Source organism: Micromonospora sp. WMMD956 (assembly GCF_029626125.1).
GTDB classification, from domain to species: domain Bacteria; phylum Actinomycetota; class Actinomycetes; order Mycobacteriales; family Micromonosporaceae; genus Micromonospora; species Micromonospora carbonacea.
In genome coordinates this window covers 1,599,353-1,613,893 of the sequence record NZ_JARUBI010000005.1, presented here as the reverse complement: position 1 = coordinate 1,613,893, position 14,541 = coordinate 1,599,353, and the positions used below count along the sequence as shown (strand labels likewise).

Below are 14,541 nucleotides of genomic sequence, written 5' to 3'. Positions count from 1 at the left end.
TCAGGCCCTCTAGTTGATGAACCGCAGGTCGTTGAACCAGCCGGCCGCGACCGCCATGACGTAGAAGTCGGTCAGCGCCAGGGTGCCGAGGGTGATCCACGCGAGCTGCATGTGCCGGACGTTCAGCCAGGACACGCCGGTCCAGGCCTTGTATCGCACCGGGTGCTTGGAGAAGTGCTTGAGCCGCCCGCCGATGATGTGCCGGCAGGAGTGGCAGGAGATCGTGTACGCCCACAGCATGACCACGTTGACCAGCAGGACGACGTTGCCCAGCCCGAAGCCGAAGCCCTCCGGCGAGTGGAAGGCCAGCACCGCGTCCCAGGTGTTGATCAGCGAGATGATCGCGGCGGCGTAGAAGAAGTAGCGGTGCAGGTTCTGGCCCAGCAGCGGGAACCGGGTCTCGCCCGAGTAGCTGTCGTGCTTGTCCGGCACGGCGCAGGCCGGCGGCGACAGCCAGAACGACCGGTAGTAGGCCTTGCGGTAGTAGTAGCAGGTGAGCCGGAACAGCAGCAGGAACGGCAGGGTCAGCGCCGCGTCCGGGATGATCCACCAGCCGGGCAGGAACCTGCCGAAGTGGGCGGCCCCCTCGACGCACCGGTCCGTGACGCACGGGGAGTAGAACGGGGTCAGGTAGTGGTACTGCTCGACCCAGTACCACTTGTGCATGAAGACCCGGACCGTCGCGTACGCCACCCAGGCGCTGAGCCCGATGACGGTGATCAGCGGAGCGAACCACCACCGGTCCGTCCGCAACGTCTTCGCCGCTATGGCGGCGCGCGCTCGCGCTCCCCGCGGCCTCGTTGCCGTTGAAGTCATTCGGTCGTCTCCCTGACGGGGCCCTCACGGGCGGCAGTTGTTCCGGTCGGCACGCGGACCGGCGACCCCGTACCCGCTGCCACCTCACCGCGCACACCAACGACCACACCGGCCGTACCGGCGCAGCTAGTTGACACACGTTACGCCGATCTCCGTGGGCCGTCCGCGCAAGGGAGTGTCCCGTGTGTCCGGCCTGCGGAAAAGTCCCCGCAACACGATCGATGTCGGATGTTAAGAACCTCACTCTCCGGCTGCCGCCAGAACCGGCGAGGATCATCCGCGCGGGTCAGCCGGACGCGCCCCCGGTGAAGTTCCAGGACGCCAGCCGCAGCGCCGGCGCGTCCCACCAGACGCCGTCGAACCGGTCCGGCTGCCGGACCGCCCGGCGGCCGATCCCGAGCACGGCCCCCGGGCCCAGCGCCCGGGGGTAGGACTCGGTGAACCGGAAGTTCTGCACCGCCCGCACCGGCACCCCGCCCTCCACGAGCCACACCCCGTTGCGGGTCAGCCCCGTGATCACCAGGCTCTTCGTGTCCAGCACCCGGGTGTACCACAGGTCGCTGACCAGCAGGCCCCGTTCCATCCCGGCGACCAGGTCGGCCGTGGCGTCGTCGACCAGCGGCCCCGCCGGCGTCGGCGACCCGTGCCCTGCCCCGTCGCCGCGCCCTGCCCCGGCGGCGTGCTGAGCCCGGTAGCCGCCGGCCGGCGCGTGCGCCGGAGCGCCGTCGCCGCCCGCCGGAGCGGGGCCCGACAGCCGCAGGTTGGCCGGCATCGGGCCGAAGGTGGCCGCCTCCGGCGACGCGTGCCCGGTCGAGCCCACCCCGGCCGCCGCGCCGCTGCGCCGGTCGTGCGCCACGGCGACGGTGGTGCCGGCGTCGACGAGCGTCAGGGCCCGCCGGCCCGTGCCCTCCACGTCGAACGGCAGACCCGACCCGGCGAGCGGGTCGTCGACCAGCGTGACCGCCGGGTCGAACTGGGCCACGCCCGGCTCGGCGAAGGACTGCCGCTCGGCGTGCCGCTTGCCGTTGAAGCCCCACATGGCGAAGTTGTGCAGCAGGTCGGCGACGGCGGCCGGCTCCAGCACCACCTCGTAGCGGCCCGGGGGCAGCTCGACCGGGTCCACGGCCGCCCGCGCCTTCGCGGCGGCCCGGGCCCCCAGCGCCGCCCCGTCGAGGTCGGCGAGCCGGTCGACGTGCAGCCGGGCCACCCCGTCCGCGCCGCCGGTGCGGGCGATGCCGTCCATCGCCGCCGCAGCGGCGACGCCCTGCGCCGAGTGCCCGGTGGAGTTGGCGAACGCCGCCGCCCGGTAGCCGGTGCGGCAGTAGCCGGCGGCCTCCAGCCCACCCACGGCGTCGACGAAGGCGCGCACCCGCTCGGCGCGCTCGCCCGGCTCGGCGAAGGCCGTGGCCTCGTCCCAGGCCGGGGCGGCGGGCACCGGCGAGCGCGGGGTCAGCCCCGGCCAGGCCGGATCCGGTGGGCAGAGGCGGGCCGCCGCGAGGACCCGCTCGACCAGGGCGGCCAGCCCCTCCGGGGTGACCATGCTGCCGCCGCCGGCCGCCGTGCGCCCGTCGGCGTGCACGCGCAGCCGCACGGAGACGCCCGACTCGGCGACGTTCTGGTGCACGAAGGAGTTGGCGAACCGGGTCAGCGCCAGGTCGGCGCGGGTGACCACCACCTCCGCCTCGGCCTGCGGCCCGGCCAGCCGGCGGACCAGGTCGACCACCTGGTCGGCGAGCCCCAGCACGTCCTCGCTCATGCGACCACCCCGCTGCGTTCGGCGGCCGCGGGAGACCTCACCGCACCGAGCCTGCTGATTCGCTCGCTCACGCGCGCACCCCCACTCGGACGTTGCGGAACCGGGCCGGCGCGGCCGGGTGACCCGTGTGGCCGACCTGGCCGGGCTGGCCCTTGCCGCAGTTGGGCGTGCCCCAGGCGACGGTCTCGGCCGAGAGCATGTCCATCGAGCGCCAGAACAGCGGGCCGATGCCCGTGTAGGTCGGGTTGCGCAGCATCCGTCCCCGCCGGCCCCGCTTCACCTCCCAGCCGATCTCGCAGCCGAACTGGAAGTTGAGCCGCTTGTCGTCGATCGACCAGGAGCGGTTGATGTCCATCAGCACCCCGTCGTCGGTGGCGGCGACGATCTCGTCGAGGGTGTGCGGGCCGGGCTCCAGCCCGACGTTCGTCATCCGCACCATCGGCAGCCGCGCCCAGCCGTCGGCGCGTACGCTGCCGCCGTAGTCCAGGCCGGCGACGGCGGCCGAGTCACGGCCGGCGAGCACTCCCACCCACCGGCCCTCGCGCACCGCGTCGCGCCGCACCGCCGGGGAGCCCTCGTCGTCGAAGCCGAAGCTGCCCAGCGCGCCCGGGATGGTCGGGTCGATCGTGACGTTCATCAGCTCGGAGCCATAGCGCAGCGAGCCGAGCTGCGCCAGGTCCAGCCAGGACGTGCCGGCGAAGGCGGCCTCCCAGCCGAGGATGCGGTCCAACTCGATGGCATGCCCGACGGACTCGTGGATCTGCAACGCGAGCTGCTCGCCGCCGAGGATCAGGTCGGTCTCGCCCGCCGGGCACTCGGGCGCGGTGAGCAGCGCCCGGCTCTCCTCGGCGACCCGGGCGGCGTGCGCGGCCAGGTCGAGCCGGGTGACCAGCTCCCAGCCGGTCGTGCCGTACTGGCCGCGGTAGCTCGGGTAGGACCGGCGCTGGGTCTCGCCGTCGCCGATCGAGGTGGCCGAGATGCCGCCGCCGCACTCGCGGATGCGCTGGTCGATGCGGTGGCCCTCGCTGGAGACGAACCACTTCGTCGTGTCCCACACCTGGTAGAGGCCCTCGGCCAGGTCGGCGCCGTGCTCCCGCATCGTCGCGGTCGCCCCGACCAGCAGGTCACCCTTGGCGGACAGGGCCACCCCGAGCGGGTCCACCTCGCACGCCGAGGACCAGCTCGCGACGACCGGCTCGGCCGGCACCAGGTCGACCGGCGGGCCGGGGACCCGGGCGCTCGCGGCGGCGATCAGCGCGGCCCGCCGGCCGGCGTCGCGGGCGGTGGCGTCCGACAGCTCCGGTACGGCGTGGAAGCCCCAGCCCGACCCCACCAGTGCCCGGACGCCCAGCCCGAGGCTCTCGTCCTGGGTCAGCTCCTCGACGTCGCCGTTGCGGGCCGACATCGACTCGTAGCGGCGGTGCATCACCCGGGCGTCGGCGTAGCGCGCGCCCGCGTCGAGGGCGGCCTGCACGGCGGCGGACGCCGCATCGAATCCGGTCATGACGACGCTCCGCCGCGCTGAGACACCGGGCCAGCCTGAGACACCGGGCCAGATGGATGGTTCGCTCGCTGGCGCTCGCTCATGCGCCCGACCCTAGGGGACGGGACCGACATCCGTCAGGGGACGAGATCCTCGGGCCGGATCTTCGCCCGGACGGGCTCCACCAACTCCAGCACCTCGCCCACGGCGGCGACCGACTGCTCGATGTAGTGCCCGCCCTGCCGGCGGTAGAGGTGCAGCGTCCCGCTCTGCTGCTCGATCAGCAGGTACCACGGGATGCCTGCGGCGGCGTAGTAGTGCATCTTGAGCACCTTGTCGGTGGACGCGTTGCTCGGCGAGATGATCTCGCAGACCAGCCGCACGTCGCTCGCCTCGATGTTGGGCTCGTCGAAGTCGATCTCACCGGTGATCACGAGGTCGGGGATGGGGATGCGACCGGGCTTCAACCGGACGTTCACGGCTTCCAGGACGCGTAGCCCGGCGTCGCGGGCCGGCGTCCGTAAGGCGGCACGTAGCTCGCCGGAGATGTTCTGGTGGCGTGGGGTGGGGGCTGGGGTCACGTGGAGGCTCCCGTCGAAGAGTTCGACCCGTTGCGACGTCTCGCCGAGGGCGAGGTACTCCTCCTCGGTCCACGGTCCGTCGTGGTCGAACACCGCCGCGGTCATGGTCACCCCCACCTCGATCGATCGGGCACGGATCCTCTCCCGGCCACCCCCATCATGGTCGCACCCGAGGTGCGACCTGTGCGGCTTCGCCGGTCTCGCGATCAGGGGTGTCGGAGGGAGTTGCCGAGTCGTTACGCTCAGCACCGCTGACAGCCCTCGATCTGTAGCTTATTTTCAGCCTCAGTGATCTGTTGTAGTTTCTCTTCTTCGTCACTGGGGAGGTGGTCGTGGGCGAGCCGGCACCGGCGTCCGACCCGTACCTGCGGGTCGACGACCTGCGGGTGCGCTTCGACACCGCCGACGGCACCGTCCGCGCGGTCGACGGGGTCTCCTTCGCCGTCGAGCGGGGCCGCACCCTCGCCGTCGTCGGCGAGTCCGGCTCCGGCAAGAGCGTCACCTCGTTGGCGATCCTCGGGCTGCACGACCCGAGGCGCACCACCGTCACCGGCGGGATCGCCGTCGGCGGCCGGCAGCTCGTCGGCCTGCCCGAAGAGGACGTCCGCCGGCTGCGCGGCCGGGACGTCGCGATGATCTTCCAGGACCCGCTGTCGGCGCTGCACCCCTACTACACCGTCGGTCGGCAGATCGCCGAGGCATACCGGGTGCACCACCGCCGGGCCGGGCGGCGGGAGGCCCGGCGGCGGGCCGTCGACATGCTCGGCCGGGTCGGCATCCCCCAGCCGGAGCGGCGCTACGACCAGTATCCGCACGAGTTCTCCGGCGGCATGCGGCAGCGGGCGATGATCGCCATGGCCCTGGTCAACGACCCGGCCCTGCTGATCGCCGACGAGCCGACCACCGCCCTCGACGTCACCGTGCAGGCGCAGATCCTCGACCTGCTCGCCGACCTCCAGGCCGAGTTCCGCTCGGCGATCATCCTGATCACCCACGACCTCGGCGTGGTCGGCCAGGTCGCCGACGAGGTGCTGGTCATGTACGCCGGCCGGGCCGTCGAGCACGGCAGCGCGGAGCAGGTGCTGCGCCGGCCCCGGCACCCGTACACCTGGGGTCTGCTCTCCAGCGTGCCGTCGCTGCACGGCGACGCCGACGCGGACCTGACGCCCATCCCCGGCAACCCGCCCAGCCTGATCGACCTGCCGCCCGGCTGCGCCTTCCACCCCCGCTGCCGGTACGCCGACCGCACCGGCGGCCGCTCGCGCGCCGAGGTGCCGGCGCTGGCCCCGGCCGGCGAGCCCGGCCACCTGGCGGCCTGCCACCTGCCGGCCGACGAGCGCGCCCGGCTGCACGCCGAGGGTGTCGCGCCCACGGGGGCGGCCCGATGAGCGAGCCGCTGCTGCGGGTCAGCGGGCTGACCAAGCACTTCCCGGTGCGCACCGGGTTCCGCGCCACGGGCCTGGTGCGGGCCGTCGACGGCCTCGACTTCGCGGTGCGCCCCGCCGAGACGCTCGGCCTGGTGGGGGAGTCCGGCTGCGGCAAGAGCACCACCGGCCGGCTGCTGGTGCGGCTGTTGGAGCCGACCGCCGGGCGCATCGAGTTCGCCGGCCGCGACATCACCCACGCCGGGCGGCGGGAGCTGCGCCCGCTGCGCCAGGACCTCCAGATCATCTTCCAGGACCCGTACGCGTCGCTGAACCCCCGGCACACCGTGGGCCGGATCGTGGCGATGCCGCTGCGGGTCAACGGGATCGACCCGCCGGGCGGGGTGCGCCGCCGGGTGCAGGAGCTGCTGGAACTGGTCGGGCTCAACCCCGAGCACTACAACCGCTACCCGCACGAGTTCTCCGGCGGGCAGCGCCAGCGCGTCGGCATCGCCCGGGCCCTCGCGCTGCGGCCGAAGCTGATCGTCGCCGACGAGCCCGTCTCCGCCCTCGACGTGTCGATCCAGGCGCAGGTCGTCAACCTGCTGCGCGAGCTGCAACGCGACCTCGGGCTGGCGTTCGTGTTCATCGCCCACGACCTCGCGGTGGTGCGGCACTTCTGCCAGCGGGTCGCCGTCATGTACCTGGGGCGGATCGTGGAGATCGGCGACCGGGCGGACATCTACGAGCGGCCCCGGCACCCGTACACCCGGGCCCTGCTGTCGGCGGTCCCGGACCCGACGCGGCTCGGCCCCGGCGGGCGGATCCGGCTCACCGGCGACGTGCCGACGCCGCTGGACCCGCCGTCGGGCTGCCGGTTCCGCACCCGCTGCCCCAAGGCCCGCGACGTCTGCGCCACCGAGGAGCCGGCCCTGGTGCCCCGCGACGGCAGCGGGCAGTCGGTCGCCTGCCACTTCCCGGAGCCGGCCGGTGCCGGCGACCTCCCGGGGCACGACGGTGCCGGCGACCTCCCGGAGCCGGACGGGCGCGGCGCGACCGGCGCGAGCGACGCGAGCGGTACGGAGGTGACGGCGTGAGCCTGTCCCCGGTCGAGGGCGTGGCCCTCGCGGAGATCGAGTCGACCGGCGACGGCCCCGGGGGCTCCCGCGTCGTCGGCCGGTCGCCCGGCCAGCTCGCCTGGGCCCGGCTGCGCCGGGACCGCACGGCCGTCGTCAGCGCCGCGGTGCTCGCCTTCTTCCTGCTGGTCGCGCTCGCCGTGCCGCTGATCGAGGCGCTGTACGGCATCGGCCCCCGCGAGCAGTTCCAGGGCCGGCTCGACGGCTTCGGCATGCCGCTCGGCTACGCCGGCGGCGTCACCGGGGAGCACTGGTTCGGGCTGGAGCCGGGCCTGGGCCGGGACATCTTCATCCGGATGGTGCACGGGCTGCGCACGTCGCTGTTCATCGCGATCGCCGCCGCCGTGATCACCGCCGCGATCGGCGTCGTGCTCGGCACCCTCGCCGGCTACCTCGGCGGCTGGCTCGACGCGGTGGTCAACTGGATCACCGACCTGACCCTGGCCATGCCGTTCCTGATCATCGCGTTGGCGCTGACCCCGACGATCGCGCTGCGCTTCTACGGCCAGCGCGAGGAGGTGCCGCCCGCGTTCCAGATCGGTGTGCTCATCGCCATCTTCGCCCTGTTCGGCTGGACCAGCACCGCCCGCCTCGTGCGCGGGCAGGTCATCGCGCTGCGCGAGCGGGAGTTCGTGGAGGCCGCCCGGGCCAGCGGGGCCGGGCTGGGGCACATGCTGTTCCGCCAGCTCCTGCCGAACCTCTGGGCGCCCATCCTGGTGTCGTTCTCGCTGGCCGTGCCGTCGTACGTCACCAGCGAGGCGGCACTGTCGTTCATCGGGGTCGGGCTCACCGACGCCACGCCGAGCTTCGGCCGGATGATCTACCGCAGCCTCGACTACCTCCAGACCGACCCGGCGTACGTCTTCTTCCCCGGCGTCACGATCTTCGCGCTGGTCTTCGCCTTCAACCTCTTCGGGGACGCGCTGCGCGACGCGCTCGACCCGAAGTCGTCCCGGTAGGAGGGCTGCACCGTGGCGCGGTTCCTGGTCAAGCGGCTGCTCTCGGCGGCGCTCACCCTGTTCGCGGTGAGCGTGCTCAGCTTCCTGATGTTCTTCGCCCTGCCCCGCGACCCGGTCAGCGGCATGTGCCCCAAGAACTGCAACCCGGAGCGCCTGGAGCGGGTCCGCCAGGAGTTGGGCCTGCGCGACCCGCTGGTCAGCCAGTACGCCGGCTACATGAAGGGCATCGTCACCGGGCGGGACCTCGGCAGCGCCCAGGGCGGCCGGTGCGACGCGCCCTGCCTGGGCTGGTCGTACGTCACCAACGAGGCCGTCAGCGACACCATCGCCCGGGTGCTGCCGGTGACCCTGAGCATCGTGATCCCGGCGGCGGTGCTGTGGCTGCTGCTCGGCGTCGGCCTCGGCATGGTCTCGGCGCTGCGCCGGGGCACCTGGCTGGACCGGCTGGCCATCGGCTTCTCGCTGACCGGCGCGTCGTTGCAGCTCTACTTCGTCGGGGCGGTGCTGCTGCTGGTCTTCGTCTACCACCTGCGGCTGCTGCCGGTGCCCAGCTACACGCCGCTGTTCGACGACCCGCTCAAGTGGGCCAGCGGCCTCGTGCTGGCGTGGGTCTCGCTGGCGTTCCTCTTCTCCGCCATCTACGCCCGGCTGTCGCGGGCGCAGATGCTGGAGACGCTGTCGGAGGACTTCGTCCGCACGGCCCGCGCCAAGGGCCTGACCAAACCCCGGGTGTACGGGCGGCACGCGCTGCGCGCGGCCATCACCCCGGTGGTGACCATCGCGGGGCTGGACGTGGGCGGGGCGCTGGGCGGCACCGTCATCACGGAGACCACGTTCGGCATCCAGGGGCTCGGGCGTACGGCCGTCGACGCCGTCCGAGCCGGCGACCTGCCCACCATCATGGCGACCGTGCTCATCGCCGCGGTGTTCGTGGTGCTGGCCAACGTCGTGGTGGACCTGCTCTACGCGGCGATCGACCCTCGGGTGCGGCTGCGCTGATCGTTTCGACGGGATTCATCCGACAGAGGAGGTAGGAGATGCGACCACGCGCAGCGGCCGGCGTCGGCGGCGCCATCGCACTGGTGGTGGCGCTGGGGGCGTGCTCGGAGAACACGGGCGAGGGCACCACGGTCGACACCGGCCGGCAGCAGACCGGCGTCATCGCCACCGACCCGAAGGACTCGCAGGGCCCGGCGGCCGAGGTGAGCGGGGCGCGCAAGGGCGGCACGTTCACCATCATCCGGGAGACCCCGATCTCCCATTTGGACCCGCAGCGGACGTACTCGTTCGCGGGCCTGATGGCCAACCCGCTCTTCGCCCGCTACCTGACGACCTGGAAGGACGACGGCAAGGGCGGGCTCGTGCTCGTCGGTGACCTGGCCGAGACCCCGGGGACCAACGTCGACAACGACTGCAAGGTCTGGCAGTTCACGATCAAGCAGGGTGTGAAGTTCGAGGACGGCAGCCCGATCACGTCGAAGGAGATCGCGTACGGCATCGCCCGGTCCTTCGACCCGGACCTCGCCGGCGGCCCCACCTACCTCCAGGAGTGGCTGGCCGACACCCCGCAGTTCGACACGAAGTGGGACTTCACGAAGAACAAGGGCGCGCTGCCGCCCGGCCTGACCACCCCGGACGAGCGGACCCTGCGCTTCGAGTTCGCCAAGCCCCGCTGCGACCTGCCGTTCGCGGTGTCGCTGCCGACCACCGCGCCGCTGCGGCCCGACAAGGACACCGGGGTCAACCTGGACCAGCGGCCGTTCTCGTCCGGGCCCTACAAGATCGCCAACAACCAGGTCGGCGTGCAGCTCACCCTCGACCGCAACCCGAACTGGGACCCGGCCACCGACCCGGTGCGCCACCAGTACCCGGACCAGTTCGTGTGGAGCTTCGGCCCGACCGCCGACGCCGCCAACAACCGGGTGATCGCCGACAACGGCCCCGACCAGAGCGCGCTCGCCTTCAACTCCGTGCCGCCCTCGCTGGTCGCCCGGGTGGCCCAGGACGCGGCGCTGAAGTCGCGCACCATCCTCTCGCCGACGCCGAGCGCCAACCAGCTCGTCATCAACAACCAGCGGGTGACCGACCTCAAGGTCCGCCAGGCGCTGAACTACGCCATCGACCGGGAGGGCCTGGTCAAGGCGCTCGGCGGGCAGACCGTCGCCCAGCCGCTGACCACCCTGATGCCGCCGGCCACGATCGGCTACCAGGCGTACGAGGCGTACCCGGCCGGGGCGAACGGCGACGTCGACAAGGCCAAGGAGCTGCTCGGCGGCAAGACGCCCGAGCTGGTCCTCGGCGTGGCCGACAACACCAACGAGCAGGTGCAGGCGACCCAGCTCAAGGGCAACCTGGAGCGGGCCGGCTTCAAGATCACCGTGCGGAACATCCCGGACGACGCCAAGCTCGACGAGGTCAAGAAGAAGAACAACCCCTGGGACCTCTACATCGGCAACTGGGCGGCGGACTGGCCCAGCGGCGCGTCGATCCTGCCGGTGCTCTACGACGGCCGCACCATCAAGGCCGAGGGCAACAGCAACCAGTCGTACTTCAACGACCCGGCGATCAACGCCGAGTTCGACCGGATCCTCGCCCTGGAGCCGGCCAAGCAGGGCCCGGAGTGGGCCAAGCTCGACCAGCGGATCATGCAGGAGCACGCCCCCGTGGTGCCGCTCTACGTCGACGTGGCCTACAACGTGCACGGCTCCAAGGCTGGTGGCGTCTTCATCTCCAGCGTCTTCGGCTACCCGTCCTTCGTCAACGCGTACGTCAAGGGCTAACCCCCGCTGCCCCACCCCGCCCCGCGTTGGTGATCAAGAGGTTTGCGTCATCGTCGAGATCAAACTTGACGCTTTCCTCTTGATCACCGGGTGGGGTGGGGGGTGGGGTGGGCGCGCGGGGCGGGAGGCTCAGTCGGCGCGGAGCGCCAGCAGGGCGTTCTTGAGGTCGTGTCCGTTGTGCTGGCGGGCATCAAGGTCGGCGACCATGAGCAGGTAGGCGTCCTGTCGGATCGGGACCCCCGGCACCGAGAACCAGAACCGGCAGGTGCCGTCGGCGAGCGCGCGGGCGTCGGTCAGCCTCCCGCCGGCGAACGAGCCGCCGGTCGTGATGATTACCGGTGCCCCGTCCTTGATGTCGGCGTGGTCGCCGGTGCCGGCGCAGCCGCCGTGGTCGTCCCTGACGAAGGACACGCCGTCGCCCAGCAGCACCGCGCCGGAGACCACGAACGTCTCTGTCGGCGGTCGGCTCACGGTGGTAGGCGTACCGGACTTACCGCTGTTCAAGAACATGCTGACGGCGCGTGCGGGCCCGGCGGTAGCGCCGGCCCACATCCAGACCGGACGCCGTGCGTCGGCTCCATCTGCAACGGCTGCATGTCACTTCTCCGGTGGGGTTCGGGGCGGCGCAGAGACAGCGCGTCGGGCTGAGGCGGCTTCGAGGACGAAGAACAGGAAACAGATGAAGGACCCGGAGGGCAGGTCGGGCGGAAGCAACTCCGCCGGAGTGTCCGGAGCAGGAGGTGGCTCGCTGATCGTCTCGATGCGGAACCCGGCAGCAGCGAAAGCGTCTGCCATGGCGTGCAGCGGCCGGTGCCAGAAGGTCAGCCATACCGTCCTGCCGTCCATGACGTATTCCTCGGAATACTTCGTGACGGCAAAGTAGTCGGCCTTGGTGTACTCGACCACGAAGCCGGCGGGCTGGTTGACCGAGAGCAGCAGGCGGCCGCCCGGCTTCAGCACACGACGCAGCTCGGCGAGCGGGCCGGACCAGTCTTCAGGTAGTGCAGGACCAGGGATGCGACGACGTCGTCGAACACGGCGTCCGCGAACGGCAGCGGCGCGCTCAGGTCCGCCACGTGCAGGTCGGCGTCCGCGTCCAGTCGCTGGCGGGCCAGGTCGACCATGCCCGCACTCACGTCGAAGCGGTGACCACGGCACCCCTGGCGCGCAGCGCGGCTGACAACGGCCCGGAGCCGCACCCCGCGTCGAGGATTCGGCGCCCCGCGACGTCACCGGCGAGGCGAAGCATCGCGGGTCGCTCGTAACAGGCGTTGAACAGGTTGTATTCGTTCTCGGTCGAGTAGGCGTTCGCAAAGTCGTCGTAGTCGGTGGTTGTCACCTTTCCCCCCGGTTCTGCGCTCCGGCGAGAAGCATTCCTACCAGAGCTGCGCGGGTTACGGCGCCCACGGCTGAACCAGGCGACCGGGTCCTGACCACGGCGTCGTTAATAAGGGGCCCCTGCTATACAGAAAGCGTTAACAAGGTGCCCTTCCTTACCCCAAATGGGTGCGGAGGAAGTCGAGTTCCAGGCGGAGCAGGCGTTCCGACAGGCCGCCGGCCGCCATGTGGGTGGCCCCGGTCAGCGGCAGCACCGAGTGCGGGCGGCCCGCCGCCAGCAGCGCCGCCGACAGCCGCAGCGTGTGCGCGGCCACCACGTTGTCGTCGACCAGGCCGTGCACCAGCAGCAGCGGCCGGGCCGGCTCACCCGGCACCGGCGGTTCGGCCGCCAGCTCCAGCAGCGAGTGGTGCGCGTACACGTCCATGCCGTCCTCCGGCAGGCCCAGGTAGCGCTCGGTGTACGCCGTGTCGTACAGCGTCCAGTCGGTGACCGGGGCGCCGGCGATGCCGCAGCGGAACAGCTCCGGGTGGCGCAGCACCGCCAGCCCGGCCAGCCAGCCCCCGAACGACCAGCCCCGGATGCCGACCCGCTCCAGGTCCAGGTCGGGATGCTTGTCGGCGAGCGCGGTCAGCGCGTCGATCTGGTCGGTCAGCACCACGTCGGCCAGCCGGCGGTGCACCGCCTTCTCGAACGACGGGGCCACCCCCGGGGTGCCCCGGTTGTCGACCGTCACCACCGCGAAGCCCGAGTCGGCCCACCACTGCCGCTCCAGCCAGGCCGCCCGCGCGGCCACCACCTCCTGGTGCCCCGGCCCGCCGTAGACGTCCAGCAGCACCGGCAGCCGGGTGCCCTTGACGTGCTGGGTGGGGTAGACCACCGCGCTGGGCAGCCGCCGGTCGGTCACCCGCACCATCGTCGGCCGGGGCGCGTACGGCGGGGCGGCGGCCAGCGAGCGGAGCTGGGCGACCTCCCGGTCGCCGCGCCACACCGCCCAGGTGGTGCCCGGCTGGTCCAGCGACGCGGTGCCGACCACCAGCGTGTCCCCGCCCACGGCCGCCGTGTGCCAGCCGGGGGTGCCGCTCATCCGGCGGGCGTCCACGCCGCCGCCGATCAGCGTGCGCACCCGGTAGAGGTGCCGCTGGCTGGGCTCGCCCTCGCTCGCCTCCACCAGCAGGTCGGCCGGGCCGTTGCCGCCGGGCAGCCGGCCCACCACCCGGCGCACGTACAGCGACGGCGGGGTGAGCAGGGTGCCGTCGGCGAACAGGCAGCGGGCGTCGTACCCGTCGTGGGCCAGCTCGCCGCCGACCAGCACCCGGCCGTCGGGCAGGTGGGCCGGGGTGCCGGGGATCGGCTCGACCCAGCGCGGGTCGGCCAGCTCGGCGTGCACCTGGGTCTCGCCGGTGCGCGGGTCGACCGCGAGCACCAGGCCGTGCTGCTGCGACCGGCGCAGCACCGTGAGCAGCGGGTTGCCGTCGGCCCAGTCGACGGAGGCGAGGTACGGGTAGGTCTCCCGGTCCCAGTGCACGTCGACCCAGCCGTCGTCGAGGTCGAGCAGGTGCAGGCTGACCTCGGCGTTCGGCCCGCCCGAGCGGGGGTACGCCACCGTGGTCGGCGGGCTGGCCGGGTCGGCCGGGTCGTGCAGGTGCCAGCGGGGCAGGCGGGACTCGTCGACGCGGGCGGCCAGCACGCCGCGCCCGTCGGGCGCCCACCAGTAGCCCCGGAACCGCTGGAACTCCTCGGCGGCGACGTGCTCGGGCAGCCCCCAGGTGACCCCGCCGTCCTCGCCGGCCAGCAGGCTGTCGGTGCCGTCGGGGGCCACCACCCGCAGCTCGCCCCGGCGGACCCCGTCGGCGGCGTCGGTGACGTACGCCAGCCGCTCGCCGGTGGGGTCGGGGCGCGGGTCGAGCACCGGGCCGACGGTGGCCACCTCGACCACGTCGCCGTGCACCAGGTCGGCCCGGAACAGCCGCCCGGCCAGCGCGAACACCGCGATCCGGCCGGCCGCGTCCAGCGCGTACGAGCCGATGCCGGCGGCGCTGAGCCGCCGCCGCTCGCGCAGCGCCCGCTCGCCGGGGGTGAGGGCGGCCGGGTCGCCGCCCGCGCCGAGCAGGGCCACCGGGTCGGCGACCAGCCGCTCCTCGCCGGTGGCCGGGTCGAGCAGCCAGAGCGCGTCGGCGGGATCCTCGGGACCGGCCGAGCGCAGGAACATCACCCGGGACCCGTCGCCGGCCACGGTGACGGCGCGCGGCGCCCCGTGGCCGAACCGGCGGGTACGGGCGGCCAGCTCCGGAAAGTCCACACGTCGGATCGTAGAGCCGCCCCGGCGG

Annotated in this window: 14 protein-coding genes; 5 read left to right on the top strand and 9 right to left on the bottom strand. The window is 72.8% G+C overall.

Annotated features, from left to right (window positions below; all coding sequences use genetic code 11):
- Positions 1 to 9: 9 nt before the first annotated feature.
- The 4 genes from O7628_RS07425 to O7628_RS07410 all read right to left on the bottom strand — a co-directional run bounded on the left by O7628_RS07425 (position 10) and on the right by O7628_RS07410 (position 4,741).
- Entirely contained in the window at positions 10 to 816 is an 807-nt protein-coding gene (locus tag O7628_RS07425; RefSeq protein WP_278129316.1) for a hypothetical protein, read from the bottom strand.
- Between the two features lie 286 nt (positions 817 to 1,102).
- Positions 1,103 to 2,572 carry a metallopeptidase TldD-related protein gene (locus O7628_RS07420; protein ID WP_278129314.1) on the bottom strand — a complete coding sequence of 490 codons (1,470 nt, stop codon included), beginning with the start codon at positions 2,570 to 2,572 and terminating at the stop codon, positions 1,103 to 1,105.
- Between the two features lie 67 nt (positions 2,573 to 2,639).
- Positions 2,640 to 4,076: a TldD/PmbA family protein gene (locus O7628_RS07415; RefSeq protein ID WP_278129312.1), complete on the bottom strand. Its 1,437-nt coding sequence runs from the start codon at positions 4,074 to 4,076 to the stop codon at positions 2,640 to 2,642.
- A 116-nt stretch (positions 4,077 to 4,192) separates the two neighbouring features.
- On the bottom strand, positions 4,193 to 4,741 hold the full coding sequence (locus O7628_RS07410; protein ID WP_278129311.1) for a Uma2 family endonuclease: 549 nt from the start codon (positions 4,739 to 4,741) through the stop codon (positions 4,193 to 4,195).
- A gap of 227 nt (positions 4,742 to 4,968) precedes the next feature.
- On the opposite strand from O7628_RS07410, the gene O7628_RS07405 reads away from it, so the two are divergent.
- The 5 genes from O7628_RS07405 to O7628_RS07385 are packed head-to-tail and all read left to right on the top strand — an operon-like array spanning position 4,969 to position 10,875.
- Positions 4,969 to 6,024 carry an ABC transporter ATP-binding protein gene (locus O7628_RS07405; protein ID WP_278129310.1) on the top strand — a complete coding sequence of 352 codons (1,056 nt, stop codon included), beginning with the start codon at positions 4,969 to 4,971 and terminating at the stop codon, positions 6,022 to 6,024.
- The gene (locus tag O7628_RS07400; protein WP_278129308.1) at positions 6,021 to 7,097 is read left to right on the top strand and encodes a dipeptide ABC transporter ATP-binding protein; all 1,077 of its coding nucleotides are present in this window, start codon (positions 6,021 to 6,023) and stop codon (positions 7,095 to 7,097) included. The genes O7628_RS07405 and O7628_RS07400 overlap by 4 nt, the downstream gene beginning before the upstream one ends.
- Positions 7,094 to 8,095, top strand: coding sequence for an ABC transporter permease (locus O7628_RS07395; protein WP_278129307.1), 1,002 nt, complete (start codon positions 7,094 to 7,096; stop codon positions 8,093 to 8,095). The genes O7628_RS07400 and O7628_RS07395 overlap by 4 nt, the downstream gene beginning before the upstream one ends.
- Before the next feature lie 12 nt (positions 8,096 to 8,107).
- Positions 8,108 to 9,094 (top strand): ABC transporter permease, encoded by a 987-nt coding sequence (locus tag O7628_RS07390; RefSeq protein ID WP_278129306.1) that lies wholly within the window; start codon positions 8,108 to 8,110, stop codon positions 9,092 to 9,094.
- A 38-nt stretch (positions 9,095 to 9,132) separates the two neighbouring features.
- Positions 9,133 to 10,875, top strand: coding sequence for an ABC transporter substrate-binding protein (locus O7628_RS07385; protein ID WP_278129304.1), 1,743 nt, complete (start codon positions 9,133 to 9,135; stop codon positions 10,873 to 10,875).
- A 129-nt stretch (positions 10,876 to 11,004) separates the two neighbouring features.
- Here O7628_RS07385 and O7628_RS07380 read toward each other — a convergent pair whose 3' ends face one another.
- From O7628_RS07380 to O7628_RS07360, 5 genes are all read right to left on the bottom strand, one after another.
- Positions 11,005 to 11,346, bottom strand: coding sequence for a hypothetical protein (locus O7628_RS07380; protein WP_278129302.1), 342 nt, complete (start codon positions 11,344 to 11,346; stop codon positions 11,005 to 11,007).
- Between the two features lie 126 nt (positions 11,347 to 11,472).
- Positions 11,473 to 11,835 carry a hypothetical protein gene (locus O7628_RS07375; protein ID WP_278129301.1) on the bottom strand — a complete coding sequence of 121 codons (363 nt, stop codon included), beginning with the start codon at positions 11,833 to 11,835 and terminating at the stop codon, positions 11,473 to 11,475.
- Positions 11,829 to 12,011, bottom strand: coding sequence for a class I SAM-dependent methyltransferase (locus tag O7628_RS07370; protein ID WP_278129299.1), 183 nt, complete (start codon positions 12,009 to 12,011; stop codon positions 11,829 to 11,831). Before O7628_RS07370 ends, O7628_RS07375 begins: the two co-directional genes overlap by 7 nt.
- The gene (locus tag O7628_RS07365) at positions 12,008 to 12,214 is read right to left on the bottom strand and encodes a hypothetical protein (protein ID WP_278129297.1); all 207 of its coding nucleotides are present in this window, start codon (positions 12,212 to 12,214) and stop codon (positions 12,008 to 12,010) included. The genes O7628_RS07370 and O7628_RS07365 overlap by 4 nt, the downstream gene beginning before the upstream one ends.
- A 154-nt stretch (positions 12,215 to 12,368) precedes the next feature.
- The gene (locus O7628_RS07360) at positions 12,369 to 14,513 is read right to left on the bottom strand and encodes a prolyl oligopeptidase family serine peptidase (RefSeq protein WP_278129296.1); all 2,145 of its coding nucleotides are present in this window, start codon (positions 14,511 to 14,513) and stop codon (positions 12,369 to 12,371) included.
- Positions 14,514 to 14,541: the final 28 nt, after the last annotated feature.

Excerpts from the sequence above, each read along its gene's own strand:
- O7628_RS07425 (WP_278129316.1), bottom strand. The coding sequence starts at position 816 with ATGACTTCAACGGCAACGAGGCCGCGGGGAGCGCGAGCGCGCGCCGCC.
- O7628_RS07420 (WP_278129314.1), bottom strand. The coding sequence starts at position 2,572 with ATGAGCGAGGACGTGCTGGGGCTCGCCGACCAGGTGGTCGACCTGGTC.
- O7628_RS07415 (WP_278129312.1), bottom strand. The coding sequence starts at position 4,076 with ATGACCGGATTCGATGCGGCGTCCGCCGCCGTGCAGGCCGCCCTCGAC.
- O7628_RS07410 (WP_278129311.1), bottom strand. The coding sequence starts at position 4,741 with ATGACCGCGGCGGTGTTCGACCACGACGGACCGTGGACCGAGGAGGAG.
- O7628_RS07400 (WP_278129308.1), top strand. The coding sequence starts at position 6,021 with ATGAGCGAGCCGCTGCTGCGGGTCAGCGGGCTGACCAAGCACTTCCCG.
- O7628_RS07385 (WP_278129304.1), top strand. The coding sequence starts at position 9,133 with ATGCGACCACGCGCAGCGGCCGGCGTCGGCGGCGCCATCGCACTGGTG.